Annotated in this window: 11 protein-coding genes; 7 read left to right on the forward strand and 4 right to left on the reverse strand. The window is 66.8% G+C overall.

Annotated features, from left to right (window positions below):
* Positions 1-80: 80 nt before the first annotated feature.
* From ACT9F5_RS01600 to ACT9F5_RS01620, 5 genes are all read left to right on the forward strand, one after another.
* Positions 81-1,022, forward strand: coding sequence for an FKBP-type peptidyl-prolyl cis-trans isomerase N-terminal domain-containing protein (locus ACT9F5_RS01600; RefSeq protein ID WP_445118197.1), 942 nt, complete (start codon positions 81-83; stop codon positions 1,020-1,022).
* A gap of 110 nt (positions 1,023-1,132) precedes the next feature.
* On the forward strand, positions 1,133-1,936 hold the full coding sequence (locus ACT9F5_RS01605; protein ID WP_445118198.1) for an FKBP-type peptidyl-prolyl cis-trans isomerase: 804 nt from the start codon (positions 1,133-1,135) through the stop codon (positions 1,934-1,936).
* Positions 1,937-1,964: 28 nt separating this feature from the next.
* Positions 1,965-3,323: a nucleotide sugar dehydrogenase gene (locus tag ACT9F5_RS01610; RefSeq protein ID WP_445118199.1), complete on the forward strand. Its 1,359-nt coding sequence runs from the start codon at positions 1,965-1,967 to the stop codon at positions 3,321-3,323.
* Position 3,324: 1 nt separating this feature from the next.
* Positions 3,325-3,555, forward strand: a complete 231-nt coding sequence (locus tag ACT9F5_RS01615; protein WP_445118200.1) for a SlyX family protein — start codon at positions 3,325-3,327, stop codon at positions 3,553-3,555.
* Between the two features lie 24 nt (positions 3,556-3,579).
* Positions 3,580-4,254 carry a DUF2058 family protein gene (locus ACT9F5_RS01620; protein ID WP_445118201.1) on the forward strand — a complete coding sequence of 225 codons (675 nt, stop codon included), beginning with the start codon at positions 3,580-3,582 and terminating at the stop codon, positions 4,252-4,254.
* Between the two features lie 123 nt (positions 4,255-4,377).
* On the opposite strand, the gene metH is transcribed toward ACT9F5_RS01620, so the two are convergent.
* Genes metH through ACT9F5_RS01635 form a run of 3 tightly spaced genes read right to left on the reverse strand, consistent with a single transcriptional unit; the run spans position 4,378 to position 9,128 of the window.
* Positions 4,378-7,062: a methionine synthase gene (metH, locus tag ACT9F5_RS01625; protein WP_445118202.1), complete on the reverse strand. Its 2,685-nt coding sequence runs from the start codon at positions 7,060-7,062 to the stop codon at positions 4,378-4,380.
* Entirely contained in the window at positions 7,059-8,156 is a 1,098-nt protein-coding gene (locus tag ACT9F5_RS01630) for a homocysteine S-methyltransferase family protein (protein ID WP_445118203.1), read from the reverse strand. The genes metH and ACT9F5_RS01630 overlap by 4 nt, the downstream gene beginning before the upstream one ends.
* 24 nt (positions 8,157-8,180) lie before the next feature.
* A complete protein-coding gene (locus ACT9F5_RS01635) occupies positions 8,181-9,128 on the reverse strand; it encodes a metalloregulator ArsR/SmtB family transcription factor (RefSeq protein ID WP_445118204.1) in 948 nt (315 codons plus the stop codon).
* 151 nt (positions 9,129-9,279) lie between these two features.
* On the opposite strand from ACT9F5_RS01635, the gene ACT9F5_RS01640 reads away from it, so the two are divergent.
* On the forward strand, positions 9,280-10,464 hold the full coding sequence (locus ACT9F5_RS01640; RefSeq protein WP_445119467.1) for an acyl-CoA dehydrogenase family protein: 1,185 nt from the start codon (positions 9,280-9,282) through the stop codon (positions 10,462-10,464).
* A 197-nt stretch (positions 10,465-10,661) separates the two neighbouring features.
* On the opposite strand, the gene ACT9F5_RS01645 is transcribed toward ACT9F5_RS01640, so the two are convergent.
* Positions 10,662-10,802: a hypothetical protein gene (locus ACT9F5_RS01645; protein ID WP_445118205.1), complete on the reverse strand. Its 141-nt coding sequence runs from the start codon at positions 10,800-10,802 to the stop codon at positions 10,662-10,664.
* On the opposite strand from ACT9F5_RS01645, the gene ACT9F5_RS01650 reads away from it, so the two are divergent.
* On the forward strand, positions 10,792-15,696 hold the full coding sequence (locus ACT9F5_RS01650; RefSeq protein ID WP_445118206.1) for an NAD-glutamate dehydrogenase domain-containing protein: 4,905 nt from the start codon (positions 10,792-10,794) through the stop codon (positions 15,694-15,696). The genes ACT9F5_RS01645 and ACT9F5_RS01650 overlap by 11 nt on opposite strands.
* Positions 15,697-15,741: the final 45 nt, after the last annotated feature.

The raw sequence follows: 15,741 nt of genomic DNA on the forward strand, positions 1-15,741 counted from the left end.
CGATTGCCGTCGGCGTGTCCGGTCGCGACAATGGAGGGATTGCGCCATGGCCCATGGCGCCCCGAAAGGAGCGGTTCCGGATGAAGGCTTTCGTGCGCGGCGTTGCCGTGATCTTGACCACCACCGTGCTGATGGCGGCGGTGGCATTTCCCGCCATGGCCCAGGAGGCGGCCCTTGGCAACGAGCGCGCCCGGGTCAGCTACATGGTTGGCCATGACGTCGCCCGCTCGATCGCCCCGGCGGCCCCGGACATCGACCTCGCGGCCTTCGAGCGTGCGGTCCGCAACGCCCTCGACGGCGGCGAACCGCTGATCAAGGAAAGCCAGGTCCAGTCCGTCGGTCGCGGGCTGATGATGCGCATCGCCTCGCGCGCCGGCCAGGCCCCCGCGGGTGCGGAAATCCCGGAGGTCGACAAGCAGCAGGTGGGCTACCTGGTTGGTTCCGACGTGGGCCGCTCATTGGAGCCGATGAAGGCCGAGCTGGACCTGGCGGTATTGATGCAGGGGGTCCGCGCGACATTCACGGGCGGCGAACTGCTGATGAGCGAAGCCGAGCTGGGCAGTACCCGGGAAGCATTCGGGCAGAAGATGCGCAATCAGTTCCAGTCCCGCATGCAGGCCCAGGCGGCCACCAACAAGGCCGAGGGCGCGGCATTCCTGGCCGCGAACCGGCAGGAGAAGGGCGTGTTCACCACGCCATCGGGCCTGCAGTACCGGGTGCTGCGCCAAGGCTCCGGCGCTCGTCCGCGGCCGAACGACCGGGTGCGTGTGAACTATGAAGGCACGTTGCTCGATGGCACCGTGTTCGACAGTTCCTATGAGCGCGGCCAGCCGGCCGAATTCGGGCTCGACCAGGTCATTGCCGGCTGGACCGAAGGCCTGACGATGATGCCGGTCGGCGCCAAGTACCGGTTCTGGATCCCGGGCGAGTTGGGTTACGGCGCCAAGGGCGGCGGCGGTGGCGAGATCGGCCCGAACGCGACGCTGGTCTTCGACGTCGAGTTGCAGGCGATCATCGAGTAACACCTTCAATCGCGGCGTCGATACGGCGCCGTTCAGGCTGCCGCCAACAAAGTGGGCCGCTTGCGCTCGGCCAATGTCGGGCGCGCCCCTACCCAGGAGTCCAGTTCCCGATGAAATCCGACCTGATCAAGCACGTCTCCCGAACCACCTCGCTGCTGGTGGTTGCAGCTCTGTCCCTGGCCGTTGCCGCCTGTCAGCCGGGCGCGGACGACAAGGCCGACACCGACAAGACCGATGCCACCGCTGAGGCCGCAACTGACGGCGCCATCAAGATCGAGGGCCTGGCCAACGAGAAGGAGCAGGTCAGCTACATGATCGGCCTGGACATGGCCCGCTCGCTGGAGGAGGTCAAGGACGAGATCGACGTCGACACCCTGTCCAAGGCGATCGCGACTGGCCTGTCCGATGACAAGCCGCTGATGACCGAGGAGCAGGCCACCCAGGTGCGCGAGAAGTTCGCCCAGCGGATCCAGGCCGAACGCATCGCCGAGATGATGGCCACCGCGAAGAAGAACAAGGAAGAGGGCGCGAAGTTCCTGGCCGGGAACGCCAAGAAGGAAGGCGTCAAGACCACCGAATCCGGCCTGCAGTACCAGGTGATCACCGAAGGCGAGGGCGCGAAGCCGTCGGCCGACTCGGTCGTGCGCGTGCACTACAAGGGCACCCTGCTGGATGGCGAGACCTTCGACAGTTCATATGAACGCAATGAACCGGCGGTATTTTCGCTGCAGCAGGTCGTGCCGGGCTGGCAGGAAGGGATCGCGCTGATGCCGGTGGGCAGCAAGTACCGGTTCTGGATCCCGAGCGAACTCGGCTACGGCGAGAAGGGCACCCCGGGCGGCCCCATCGGGCCCAACGCGGTGCTGGTGTTCGAGGTCGAACTGCAGGACATCGTCCAGCCGCCGGCCAGGTAAAGCGCCACGCGGCGCGTAGGGACAAGGCATGCGCGTCAGCATCTTCGGTACCGGTTATGTCGGGCTGGTCACGGGCACCTGCCTGGCCGAAGTCGGCAATGACGTTGTCTGCGTCGACATCGACGCGGACAAGGTCGATGGCCTCAATCGCGGGGTCGTGCCGATCTTCGAGCCGGGCCTGGCGCCCATGGTGCAAGCCAACCACGCCGCCGGGCGCCTGCGTTTCAGTTGCGACGCGGCAGAGGCCATCGGTCATGCCGACGTGGTTTTCATCGCGGTCGGCACGCCGCCAGGCGAGGACGGCAGCGCCGACCTGCAGTACGTGCTCGAAGTCGCCGCGACGATCGGCAGGCACCTGGAAAAGCCGATGGTGGTGGTCGATAAATCGACCGTGCCGGTAGGGACCGCGGACCGGGTGCGCGAAGCCATTGCCTCCAGCCTCGCCGCGCGCAAGATCGAGGTCGCGTTCGAGGTCGTCGCCAATCCGGAATTCCTGAAGGAGGGCGACGCGGTCAGCGACTGCATGCGCCCCGATCGCATCATCATCGGCTCCGAAAACGCCGCGGCGGTCGAGACCTTGCGGCGCCTGTACTCGCCCTTCGTCCGCAACCGCGACCGGGTCGTGGTGATGGATACGCGATCGGCCGAACTGACCAAGTACGCCGCCAACGCGATGTTGGCGACCAGGATCAGTTTCATGAACGAAATGGCGAACATTGCCGAGCAGGTGGGTGCGGACATAGAGATGGTTCGCCAGGGCATCGGCTCGGATCCTCGCATCGGCTGGCACTTCATCTATGCCGGCGCCGGCTATGGTGGCTCGTGTTTCCCGAAGGACGTCCATGCGTTGTCCCGCACTGCCCGGCACGCCGGTCTCGATGCCCGGCTGCTGGAAGCGGTCCAAGCGGTGAACGAGCACCAGAAGGGCCACCTTTGGCAGTTGATCGAACGCCACTACGACGGAAACGTCGCCGGCAAGACATTCGCCTTGTGGGGCCTGGCGTTCAAGCCCGATACCGATGACATGCGCGAGGCCCCCAGCCGGCGCCTGCTCGAGCAATTGTGGTCCGCGGGTGCCAGGGTGCGCGCCTACGATCCCGAGGCCGGCACCGAGGCCCGTCGCATCTATGGCGAACGTGCCGACCTGGTCCATTGCGCGTCGAGCCAGGATGCCCTGGACGGCGCCGACGCACTGGTGGTGGCCACCGAATGGAAGCAGTTCCGCAGCCCCGATTTCGCACAATTGCGTGCCGCGTTGGCCGACCGCGCGATTTTCGACGGCCGCAACCTTTATCATCCTGCTGAAGTCGAGGCCGCCAACATCGCGTACTACGGCATAGGCCGGGGGCGTTCGGTCCGGTCGCGCCCTGGCGGGTACGGGAGTTGAAATGAGCAATGACATCGAAGGCCGCCTGGTCGACCTGGAAACGCGGCTGTCGTTCCAGGAGCACACGATCGGCGAACTCAGCGACGCGCTTGCCGCGGCCCGGGACGAGGAGGCGCGCAACAGCCTCCTGCTGCACCGTGCGCTGGAGGAGTTGAAGCAACTGCGTGGCGCGATGTCGGCCAACCCGCTGTCCGCCGATCCGTCGGCGGAGCCGCCTCCGCCCCATTACTGACCTTTACCGGCCCGCGCCTGCGCGATGGCCGCGACGACCAACATGAGCAACGACACACTTCGCAACCAGCTTCTCGGGCTTGGCTTCAAACCGCCGGCACCCGAGCCCAAACGTGCCGATGGCGCGAAACGTGGTGGCCGGCCGGGCGCCGCACCGCAGGATCGGCGTGGTGGGCGCGGAAAGCCGCAGTCCGGCCAATCGCGACCCGGCCAGACCAAAGGGGCCCCGGACCGCGGCGCCTCCCGGCCGGGGCGGGACAAGCCGAATTCGCGGGAAGACATCGACCTCGCCAAGGCCTACGCGATCCGCTCGCAGCGCGAGAAGGACGAACGCATCCGCGCGGAGCAGGCCAGGCAGGCGGAAGCACGGCAGCGTCGCGAGGCGCGCGCGCGCCTGGCTGAACTGGTCAAGGACAAGGGCCTCAACGTGGCCAATGCCGACATCGCCCGGCACTTCCCGTACGGCGGCAAGATCAAGCGCATCCATGTGACCGCCGAGCAGCTGAAGGCGCTCAATGCGGGCGAGTTGGGCGTGCTGCAGATGGATGGCCGTTATCTGCTGGTCACGGCCGAACTGCTGGCCCAGGCCGAGCAGGTGTTTGCTCCGGCGGTGGCGCTGAAGGTGGACCCGGAAGCGCCGGTCGAGGGCGACTCGTACGCCGACCCGAAGTACCAGGTGCCCGACGACCTGGTCTGGTAGGGCAGCGGACCTGACTTCGCGGGCTTTGTAGGAGCGGCTTCAGCCGCGATCTGGAATCGGTGCGGGCGAACGATTATTCGATCGCGGCTGAAGCCGCTTCTACAGGAGCCCGGCCAGACGAAACTATTCCGGGTCGTAGTCCAGGTTCGAGGCCAGCCAGCGCTCGGCCTGCGCGAGGTCGACGCCCTTGCGTCTGGCGTAGTCGGCGGCCTGTTCCTTCGACACCCGGCCGACCACGAAGTACTGGCTGCGCGGGTGGCTGAAGTAGAAGCCCGAGACCGCCGCGGCCGGGGTCATCGCGAAGTTCTCGGTCAGTTGCATGCCGGCGTTGCTGGCCGGGTCGAGCAGCCTGAAGATCGTCGCCTTCTCGCTGTGCTCGGGGCAGGCCGGGTAGCCCGGTGCCGGGCGGATGCCACGGTACTTCTCGTCGATCAGCGCCTCCGCATCCAGTGACTCGTCGGCCGCATAGCCCCAGAACTCGGTGCGCACGCGCTGGTGGATGCGCTCGGCGAGGGTTTCGGCGAGGCGGTCGGCGAGGGCCTTGAGCAGGATCGCGTTGTAGTCGTCGTGGTCGGCCTGGAAGCGCGCGACGTGCGGCTCGATGCCGAGGCCGGCGGTGACCGCGAACGCGCCGATCCAGTCCGGCTTGCCGCTGTCGCGCGGGGCGATGAAATCGGCCAGGCAGAAGTCGGGCCGCTCCGGCGGCTTGTCGGCCTGCTGCCGCAGGAAGTGGATCGTGGTCGGGGTGCCATCGATGTCGGCGACCACGTCGTCCCCGACACTGTTGGCCGGCCACAGCCCGAACACCGCCTTCGCGGTCAGCCATTTCTCATCGATGATCCGCTTGAGCATCGCCTGCGCGTCGCGGAACAGTTCGCTGGCCTGGCTGCCGACCACCTCGTCGGTGAGGATCGCCGGGTAGCGGCCGTGCAACTCCCAAGCCTGGAAGAACGGGGTCCAGTCGATCAGGGGAACCAACTCGTCCAGTGGATAGTCGTCGAATGCCTGCAGCCCTGGCTGTTTCGGTGTCGGGGGATCGTAGTTGTCCCAGTCGCCGTCGAAGCGCTGGGCGCGGGCCCTGGCCAACGACACCAGCCGTTTGCCGCCATCCCGGTTGCGATGGCGCTCGCGGATGTCGGCGTAGTCGGAGGCATTGGCGGCGATGAACGGTGCGCGGGTTTCGAGGCTGATCAGCGACTGGGCGACGCCGACCGCGCGCGAAGCGTCCTTCACCCACACCGTGCCGGGTTTGTAATGCGGGTCGATCTTCAGCGCGGTGTGCGCGCGCGAGGTGGTCGCGCCGCCGATCAGCAGCGGGATGGTGAAGTCCTGCCGCTGCATCTCGCGGGCCACGTGGCTCATCTCCTCCAGCGACGGCGTGATCAGGCCCGACAGACCGATCAAGTCGGCGTTCTCGGCCTTGGCGGTGTCGAGGATCTTCTGCGCCGGCACCATCACCCCGAGGTCGATCACCTCGAAGTTGTTGCAGGCCAGCACCACGCCGACGATGTTCTTGCCGATGTCGTGGACGTCGCCCTTGACCGTCGCCATGACGATCTTGCCGTTGGACTTGCCGGTGTCGCCGGTGCGCAGTTTCTCGGCCTCGATGAAGGGCAGCAGGTGGGCGACCGCCTTCTTCATCACGCGTGCCGACTTGACCACCTGCGGCAGGAACATCTTGCCGGCGCCGAACAGGTCGCCGACCACGTTCATGCCGTCCATCAGCGGGCCTTCAATCACGTCGAGCGGGCGTGCGGCCTCGGCGCGGGCCTCCTCGGTGTCCTCGATGACGTACTGGTCGATGCCGTGCACCAGCGAATGGCTGATGCGCGCGCGCACCGGCTGCTGGCGCCAGGCGAGGTCCTCGACCTTCTTCTCGCCCTTCTTGCCGCGGTAGCGCTCGGCGAGGGTCAGCAGGGTCTCGGTGGCCTCGGGATTGCGGTTGAGCACCACGTCCTCGACGGCAGTGCGCAATTCGGCGTCGAGGTCGTCGTACAGCGGCAGCGCGCCGGCGTTGACGATGCCCATGTCCATGCCGGCGCGGATCGCGTGGTACAGGAACACCGTGTGGATCGCCTGCCGTACCGTTTCATTGCCACGGAACGAGAAGCTGACGTTGGAGACGCCGCCGGAAATGTGGCTCAGCGGGAAGCGACGGCGGATCTCGCGCGCGGCCTCGATGAACGCCACGCCGTAGTCGTTGTGCTCCTCGATGCCGGTGGCGATCGCGAACACGTTCGGGTCGAAGATGATGTCCTCGGGCGGGAAGCCGACCTGTTCGGTCAGCAGCTTGAACGCGCGCGCGCAGATATCGACCTTGCGCTGCACGGTGTTGGCCTGGCCGTCCTCGTCGAACGCCATCACCACCACGGCGGCGCCGTAGCGGCGCACCAGCCGGGCCTGGCGCAGGAACTCGCCTTCGCCTTCCTTCATCGAGATCGAGTTGACGATGCCCTTGCCCTGCAGGCACTTCAGCCCGGCCTCGATGACCGTCCACCTGGAGCTGTCGACCATCACCGGGATGCGGGCGATGTCGGGCTCGGCGGCAATCAGGTTGAGGTAGGTGACCATCGCCTGTTCAGAGTCGAGCAGGCCTTCGTCCATGTTGACGTCGAGTACCTGCGCGCCGCTCTCGACCTGTTGCCGCGCGACCGAGACGGCCTCGTCATAGCGGTCGTCCTTGATCAGCTTGCGGAACTGCGCGCTGCCGGTGACGTTGGTGCGCTCGCCCACGTTGATGAAGTTGGATTCGGGGGTGATCGTCAGCGGCTCGAGGCCGCTGAGGCGGGTCTGGCGGGCGATGCTCATGCGGCGTCGGCCAGTCGCGGTACTTCGCGTGGGGCGAGGCCACGCACGGCTTCGGCGATAGCGGCGATATGCGCCGGGGTGGTGCCGCAGCAGCCACCGACGAGATTCAGCAGCCCCGACTCGGCGAACTCCCGCAGCATCGTCGCCATGTCCTCCGGGGTTTCGTCATAGCCGCCGAATGCATTCGGCAGGCCGGCGTTCGGGTGGGTGCTGACGTGGGTGTCGGCGATTTGCGAGAGCACGTCGACATGCGGCCGCAGGTCCTTCGCGCCGAGCGCGCAATTGAGCCCGATCGCGAGCGGCTGGGCGTGGCGCAGCGAATACCAGAAGGCTTCGGCGGTCTGGCCCGACAGGGTGCGGCCGGAAGCGTCGGTGATCGTCCCCGACACCATTACCGGCAGCCGCGCCCCACGGGCATCGAACGCCTCGGCGATCGCGAACAGCGCGGCCTTGGCATTGAGCGTGTCGAACACCGTTTCGACCATCAGCACGTCGGCGCCACCGTCGACCAGGCCATCGGCGGCCTCGCGATAGGCGATGCGCAAGTCGTCGAAGTCGACCGCGCGGAAGCCGGGACGGTTGACGTCGGGACTCAGCGACGCGGTACGGCTGGTCGGGCCGAGCACGCCGATCACGAACCGCGGTTGGTCCGGGGTCTTCGCCTCGGCGGCGTCGCAGGCGGCGCGGGCGATCCGGGCTCCGGTCTCGTTGAGTTCGCGCGCGAGGTGTTGCAAGCCATAGTCCGACAGCGACAGCGTGGTCGAGTTGAAGGTGTTGGTTTCGACCAGGTCGGCGCCCGCGGCGAGGTAGTCGGCGTGGATCGCTTCGATGATGTCCGGCCGGGTCAGGCTCAGCAGGTCGTTGTTGCCGCGCTGGTCGTGGGCGCAACCGCATCCTGGACCATGAGTGTGGTCGCTGGACTCAAGCAGGCCGTCGAACCCTTCGGCGAAACGCTCGCCGCGGTAATCGGCTTCTTCCAGCGCGTGCTGCTGGATCATCGTGCCCATCGCTCCGTCGATCACCAGGATGCGTTCGCGCAGCGCACGTTGCAGTCCTTCGGCGCGCTCGGGGTTGAGCCAGGGCAGGGTGGACATCGGCAGATCCTCGGCGTGTGGTTCTCAGGCCCGGCCGCGTGCGGGCTTCTTGCGGGCAATCAGTGCGATCACCTCGAAATGCGGCGGCCGGCGTTCGCGCGTCACGGTTTCGCAACTGGTGATCGACAAGCCGGCCTTGCTGGCGAACTTCTGCAGCTCCTTCTCGCTGAAACCGAGGTTGACGTGGCCGTACGACTCGACGACGGAGCGGTGTTCGTGGCGCGCCAGGCTGGTCAGCAGTAACCGACCGCCCGGGCGCAGGACCCGTGCCGCCTCGGCGACGGCCCTGGCCGGTTCGTCGGCATAGGTCAATGCATGCATCAGTGCGACGAGGTCGAAATGCGCGTCGTCGAAGGGCAGGGCATGCATGTCGCCTTCCTGCACCTCGACGTTCTCCAGCTTGCGCAGGCGCTCGGATGCCGCGAGCACGACCTTGGTGCTGGAGTCCAGGCAGACATAACGATGGGAGTGCGGAGCCAGCAACTCGGCGAGCACGCCGTCGCCGGACGCGATGTCGAGCACGTCGCCGGGTTCCAGCAGTGGCAGCGCCGATCGCGCCATCGCTTCCCAGGTGCGACCGGGCGAGTAGTGCCGCTCCATGTCGCCGGCGACCGAATCGGCCCAGTTCTGGTCGGCCGCGCGCATCGCCAGCACCGCGGGCACGCGCTCGGCGTCCTGCCTCAGCAACGGATCGTCGCTGCCCTCGCGCAGCGTCTTCCACAAGGCGCGCTGGGCGTTGTCGAGCGCGGTCTCCTCGAAACGGTAGTACGCCGACACGCCCGCGCGGCGATCGCGAACCAGCCCGGCGTCCTTCAACCTCGCCAGATGGGTCGACACGCGTGGCTGCGCGAGGCGGGTGATGGCCGACAGCTCGGCGACGGTCAGTTCTTCGCGCTCGATCAATGCGAGCAGTCGCACCCGGGTCGCATCCGCGAACACCTTGAGTCGTGCCGACCAGCCTTCCAGATCCATGTGTCCACCACGTCATTCATGCGCTTATCGCGATACAGCGATAAGTTTGTTCCCCGCCGACGGCAGGGTCAAGCCGGGCGGGAGTCGGCGAACGGGTCGACGGGTTCGGTTACGCGGCGCGCGGGGATACAATTGCCGGATTGCTGCCCCAATTCGACCAAACCGAGGTGCCGACGTGGATTTTCGCTTCACCGAAGAACAGTTGATGATCCAGGACGTGGCGCGCCGCATCGCGCAGGAGAAGATCGCGCCGAGCGCCGAGCACCACGACCGGACCGGTGAGTTTCCGCTCGAAAACATCCGCACCCTTGGCGAGAACGGCCTGATGGGCATCGAGGTGCCGGCCGAGTACGGCGGTGCCGGGATGGACCCGATCTCCTACGTGCTGGCGATGGTCGAGATCGCCGCCGCCGACGCCGCCCATTCGACCATCGTGTCGGTCAACAATTCGCTGTTCTGCAACGGCATCCTGAAATTCGGTACCGAGGAACAGAAGCAGACCTACGTGCGTGCAATCGCCGAAGGCAAGGAAATCGGCGCGTTCGCGCTGACCGAACCGCAATCCGGTTCCGACGCCACAGCGATGCGCTGCAAGGCGGTCAAGCAGGCCGATGGCAGCTACAAGATCAACGGCAAGAAGAGCTGGATCACCTCCGGCCCGGTCGCCAAGTACTTCGTGCTGTTCGCGATGACCGACGCCGACAAGGGCGCGCGCGGCATCACCGCGTTCCTGGTCGATGGCGAGCGCGAAGGTTTCCACCGCGGCAAGACCGAGCCCAAGCTCGGCATCCGCGCCTCGGCCACCTGCGAGATCGAGTTCACCGACTACGTCGCCAGGCCCGAAGACGTGCTGGGCGAGGAGGGCCACGGCTTCAAGATCGCGATGAGCGTGCTCGACGCCGGCCGCATCGGCATCGCCAGCCAGGCCATCGGCATCGCCCGCGCGGCCTACGAGGCGACCCTGGAGTACGTGCGCGAGCGCAAGGCCTTCGGCCAGCCGATCGGCGCGTTCCAGATGACCCAGGCCAAGATCGCCGACATGAAGTGCAAGATCGACGCCTCGCTGCTGCTGACCCTGCGCGCGGCGTGGCAGAAGGGCGAGCACGAGAAGGGCGGTGCGCGCTTCAGCAACGAGGCGGCGATCGCCAAGCTGACCTCGTCCGAGGCGGCGATGTGGATCACCCACCAGGCGCTGCAGATCCATGGCGGCATGGGCTACTCCAAGGAAATGCCTATCGAGCGCTATTTCCGCGATGCCAAGATCACCGAGATCTACGAGGGCACCAGTGAGATCCAGCGGCTGGTGATCGCCCGCCACGAGACCGGGTTGCGCTGAACATGCATTCCACGAGTTGCCGGTTCACCGCGGCCTGCCATGCGCAGCGCGGCTGCGATCGCCGCGACATCCCGATCGTTGTGCACGACGTGGACGCCCCCGCGGGCTCCGTCGTCGTGCGCATGCCTTGCCATCTGTACTGATCCCTGACCATGGCCCGTGCGCAAGCGCGGGCCTCACTGCATTGGACGACACGTTCACATGAGCACCAAATCGAAAGCCCCCGCATCCGCCACCGGGAAAGCCGCCTCCGCCAGGCCTGCGAGCCGCAAGGCACCGGCGAAAAAGTCGGCCCGCGGCAAGGCCGAAAACAGCGACACCGTTTCGTTGAAGCCCATTCTCGACGCGATCGGCAAGCGCCTGCCCAAGGCGCGCCAGGTTGAAGCGGAGGCATTCGCCACGGCGTTCTACAAGCGCATGGGCGAGGACGAGGTGTCCAAGCATTCGCCCGAGGGCTGGGCCGCGCTGGCCTGCGATTTCTTTGATTTCTCCCGCAGCCGCAAGCCGGGAACCGCACGGGTGCGGCTGTTCAATCCGTCGTTGAAGACCCACGGTTGGGAGTCGCCGCACACCGTGCTGCAGATCGCCAACGACGACATGCCGTTCCTGGTCGACTCGGTGACCATGGCGCTTGCGGAGCAGGACATCGGCGTGCACGTGCTCGGCCACCCGGTGGTGCCGTTCAAGCGCGACAAGTCGGGCAAGCTGGTCAAGGTCGGCGAGGGCGAACCCGAATCGCTTATGCACCTGGAGATCGACCGGCTGTCGACCGATGCCATGCCGAAGGTCGAGAAGGCCGTGCTGACGGTGCTCGGCGATGTCCGGGCGATGGTTCGCGACTGGTCCGACATGCGCAACAAGATGCTCGAGACCGCCGACGAACTCGGTGGGCGCAAGCTGCCGGTCAGCGAGGAAGGACGCAAGGAGGCGCAGGAGTTCCTGCGCTGGGCCGCCGACAACCACTTCACCTTCCTCGGTTACCGCCAGTACGAGGTGATCCGCAAGGACGGACAGGAAGTGCTGTGCGCGGTCAAGGGCTCCGGCCTTGGCCTGCTGCGCGGGCAGGACACCCGCAAGCCGCGTCCGCTGACCTCGCTTGCGGCGCATTACATGCCGCAGTCGGGCTCGGTCGATGCCCTGATCCTGACCAAGACCAACGCCCGCGCCACCGTCCACCGCCCCGGCTACATGGACTACATCGGCGTGCTCAGCTTCGACGCCAAGGGCAAGCCCGTGCGCGAGGACCGCTTCCTCGGCCTGTACACCTCCAGCGCCTACAACCGCCGCCCCTGGGACATCCCGCTGGTGCGCGAGCGCCACAACTACGTGATGAAGCAGTCCGGCCTGGCCGACGACAGCCACAGCGGCAAGGCCTTGCGCCACATCCTCGAAACCCTGCCGCGCGACGAGTTGTTCCAGTCGACCGGCGAGGAGCTGCTGCGCACCAGCACCGGCATCCTCGGCCTGCAGGAGCGCGTGCGCAGCAAGCTGTTCCTGCGCCGCGACCGCTACGGCCGGTTCTTCTCCGGCCTGGTCTACATCCCGCGCGACCGCTTCAACACCGACGTGCGCCTGCGCATCGAGGCGATGCTCAAGCGCGTGCTGCACGGTGAACATATCGACACCACGGTGGTGCTCGGCGAGTCGCCGCTGGCCCAGTTGCACCTGCTGGTGCGGCCGAAGTCCGGCGAAGCGATCCAGGTCGACAACGCCGCGATCGAGGCCGAGCTGGCCGAGATCGTTCGCAACTGGCGCGACGACCTGCGTGAACTGCTGGTCGAGCGCCATGGCGAGCAGCGAGGCCTCGAGCTGGCCAATGGCTATGGCCGCGCGTTGCCGGCCGGTTACATCGAGGACGTTTCGGTGTCGATCGCGGCCGATGACGTCGAGCACCTCGCCGCGCTCAAGGGCCCGGACGACCTGCGCCTGAGCCTGTACCGCACGCGCCCGGGCGTGGGCGGGCTGCGCTTCAAGTTCTATCGCCAGAACGACGACATCCCGTTGTCGGATGCGTTGCCGACGATGGAAAACATGGGCCTGAGGGTGATCTCCGAGCATCCGTACCGGCTCTATGCCCATAGCAACCTGATGTACATCCAGGACTTCGAGGTCGAGATCGCCAGCGCCGAAGTGGACATCGCCGACATCGACGAGAACTTCGTCGAGGCATTCGCGCGGATCTGGCGTGGCGACGCCGAGAACGACCGGTTCAACCAGCTGGTGCTGGCCGCGGGCATGTCGTGGCGCCAGGTCGCGATGCTGCGCGCCTACAGCAAGTACCTGCAGCAGGTTGGCGTGCCGTTCTCGCAGGCCTATGTCGAGGACACCTTCATCCGTTACCCGGTGCTCGCGCGCCTGCTGGTGGAACTGTTCGAGGCGCGTTTCGACCCCACCACCGGCAAGGAAGACAAGGCGGAGATCAAGGCGGGGATGGAACGCCTGACCCGCCAGTTCGCGCGCATCTGCGCTGGCGACGAGGCCTTGCTGGCCGCGTTGAAGCCGGTCGTGGCCGCGCGCAGCGGCAACCGCGACGTGCAGGTCACCGTGGCCCGCAACACCCTCAAGAGCCTGCTCGACCGCGTGTCCAGCCTCGACGAGGACCGCATCCTGCGCAGCTTCATCGGCGTGATCGAAGCGACGCTGCGCACCAGCTACTACCAGGACGCCGACGGCGACGAGGGCAAGGGCTACGTCAGCTACAAGTTCGATTCGGCCGAGGTGCCGGACCTGCCGAAGCCGCGTCCGTATCGCGAGATCTTCGTCTACGGCCCGCGCGTGGAAGGCATCCACCTGCGCTTCGGGCCGGTCGCCCGTGGCGGCCTGCGCTGGTCGGACCGTCGCGAGGATTTCCGCACCGAGGTGCTGGGCCTGGTCAAGGCGCAGATGGTCAAGAACACCGTGATCGTGCCGGTCGGTTCCAAGGGCGGGTTCATCAGCAAGAAGCCGCCGGCCGGCGGCACTACACCGGAAAGCCGTGACGCGATCCACGCCGAGGGCGTCGCCTGCTACAGGATGTTCATCAACGGCCTGCTCGACATCACCGACAACCTGGTCGACGACAAGGTCGTGCACCCGGCCAACGTGGTTCGCCACGACCAGGACGATCCATACCTGGTGGTCGCGGCCGACAAGGGCACTGCGTCGTTCTCCGACATCGCCAACGGCATCGCCCGCGAGCACGGTTACTGGCTCGACGACGCGTTCGCATCGGGCGGCTCGGTCGGCTACGACCACAAGGGCATGGGCATCACCGCCCGTGGCGCGTGGGAGTCGGTCAAGCGCCACTTCCTGGCCATGGGTCGCAACAGCCAGAAGCAGGACTTCACCGCGGTCGGCATCGGTGACATGTCCGGCGACGTGTTCGGCAACGGCATGCTGCTGAGCAGGCACATCCGCCTGGTTGCCGCGTTCGACCACCGCCACATCTTCCTCGACCCGGACCCGGACGCCGCGGTGACGTTCAAGGAACGCCAACGCATGTTCAAGGTCCCGCGCTCGAGCTGGGAGGACTACGACACGTCGCTGATCAGCAAGGGCGGCGGCGTGTTCCCGCGCTCGGCAAAGTCGATCCCGTTGTCGCCGCAGGTCCGCGAAGCGCTTGGCATCGACACGGGCGTGGCTGCGCTCAGCCCGACCGAACTGATGAGTGCGATCCTCAAGGCGCCGGTCGACCTGCTGTGGAACGGCGGCATCGGCACCTACATCAAGGGCAGCAGCGAGAGCAACGCGGATGTCGGCGACCGTGCCAACAACGCATTGCGCGTGGACGGCCGTGACCTGCGCTGCAAGGTCGTGGGCGAGGGCGGCAACCTCGGCATGACCCAGCTCGGGCGGATCGAGGCGGCCCAGCACGACGTGCTGCTCAACACCGACTTCATCGACAACTCCGCGGGCGTGGATACTTCCGACCACGAAGTCAACATCAAGATCCTGCTCAACCTGCTGGTCCAGGGGAAGAAGCTGACCGTGCCGGCGCGCAACAAGCTGCTGGCGTCGATGACCGACGAAGTCGCATCGCTGGTGCTGACCGACAACTACCGGCAGAACCAGGCGATCAGCCTGATGGAGCGCATGTCGATCCCGCGGCTGGGTTCCAAGCAGCACTTCATCCGTACGCTGGAGTCGCAGGGCCTGCTCGATCGCCAGATCGAGTACCTGCCCAGCGATGCGGAAATCGCCGAGCGCAAGGCGCGTGGACAGGGCCTGACCCGGCCGGAACTGGCGGTCCTGCTGTCGTACAGCAAGCTGGTGCTGTTCCAGCAACTGGTCGACTCCGACGTGCCGGAAGATCCGTACCTGTCGAAGGAACTGGTGCGCTACTTCCCGCAGCCGCTGCAGGCCAAGTACGCCAAGGTGATGGAGAACCATCGCCTGAAGCGCGAGATCATAGCCACCGCGGTGACCAACTCGATGGTGAACCGCATGGGTGCGACGTTCACCCTGCGCATGCAGGAGGACACCGGTCGCAGCGCGGCCGAGGTCGCCGAGGCCTATACCATTGCGCGCGAGGCGCTTGATGCACGCGGCCTGTGGGCGCAGATCGACGCGCTCGACGGCAAGGTCGCCGAGTCGGTGCAGATCGATGCGCTGCAGGCGATCTGGCAGCTGATGCGTTCGATGTCGCGTTGGCTGCTGTCGCGGCCGGGTGCGATGCCGGAGATCACCGCCGCTATGGCGCGCTATGGCGACGGCCTGAAGACCGTGCGCGAGGCGCTGCCGGGCACGATGTCCGAGGTCCGCCGCGAGGAGTTCAACGCCAGCCTTGCGGACTGGAAGGCCAAGGGCATGCCCAACGCGTTGTCGGAGCAGCTCGCTGCGTTGCCGATGCTGGAGTTCGCCTGCGACATCGTCGAGATCGGCCACGCCCGCAAGCTGTCGCCGGTCGAGGTTGCCCGGGCCTACTTCGGCCTTGGTGCCGCGCTGAACATGCCGTGGCTGTACGACCAGATCGAGGCACTGCCGGTCGACGGCCGTTGGCAGGCGCTCGCCCGTGGCGCCCTGCGCGACGAGTTGGGTGCGCAGCATCGCGCCCTGGTCGGGCAGATCCTTGCCACGGGCGGCAAGAAGCCGGCCGCGGAGAAGGTCGAGCGCTGGTTGCAGCGCGATGAGCCGACGTTGCGCTTCACCCTGGCGATGCTGGCCGACCTGCTGAACCAGAAGACCCTGGACTATCCGACGGTGTCGGTGGCGGTACGCCGCCTGGCCCAGGTCGCGGCGGCCGCCGAGGCCTGACCGCAGGCGTCACAACGTGGGCGGCGGCCAAGCGCCGCCGCCCAT

The organism is Lysobacter sp. F6437 (assembly GCF_052547215.1).

Excerpts from the sequence above, each read along its gene's own strand:
- ACT9F5_RS01605 (WP_445118198.1), top strand. The coding sequence starts at position 1,133 with ATGAAATCCGACCTGATCAAGCACGTCTCCCGAACCACCTCGCTGCTG.
- ACT9F5_RS01635 (WP_445118204.1), bottom strand. The coding sequence starts at position 9,128 with ATGGATCTGGAAGGCTGGTCGGCACGACTCAAGGTGTTCGCGGATGCG.
- ACT9F5_RS01620 (WP_445118201.1), top strand. The coding sequence starts at position 3,580 with ATGGCCGCGACGACCAACATGAGCAACGACACACTTCGCAACCAGCTT.
- ACT9F5_RS01630 (WP_445118203.1), bottom strand. The coding sequence starts at position 8,156 with ATGTCCACCCTGCCCTGGCTCAACCCCGAGCGCGCCGAAGGACTGCAA.
- ACT9F5_RS01600 (WP_445118197.1), top strand. The coding sequence starts at position 81 with ATGAAGGCTTTCGTGCGCGGCGTTGCCGTGATCTTGACCACCACCGTG.
- ACT9F5_RS01615 (WP_445118200.1), top strand. The coding sequence starts at position 3,325 with ATGAGCAATGACATCGAAGGCCGCCTGGTCGACCTGGAAACGCGGCTG.
- metH (WP_445118202.1), bottom strand. The coding sequence starts at position 7,062 with ATGAGCATCGCCCGCCAGACCCGCCTCAGCGGCCTCGAGCCGCTGACG.
- ACT9F5_RS01610 (WP_445118199.1), top strand. The coding sequence starts at position 1,965 with ATGCGCGTCAGCATCTTCGGTACCGGTTATGTCGGGCTGGTCACGGGC.
- ACT9F5_RS01645 (WP_445118205.1), bottom strand. The coding sequence starts at position 10,802 with ATGGGCTTCAACGAAACGGTGTCGCTGTTTTCGGCCTTGCCGCGGGCC.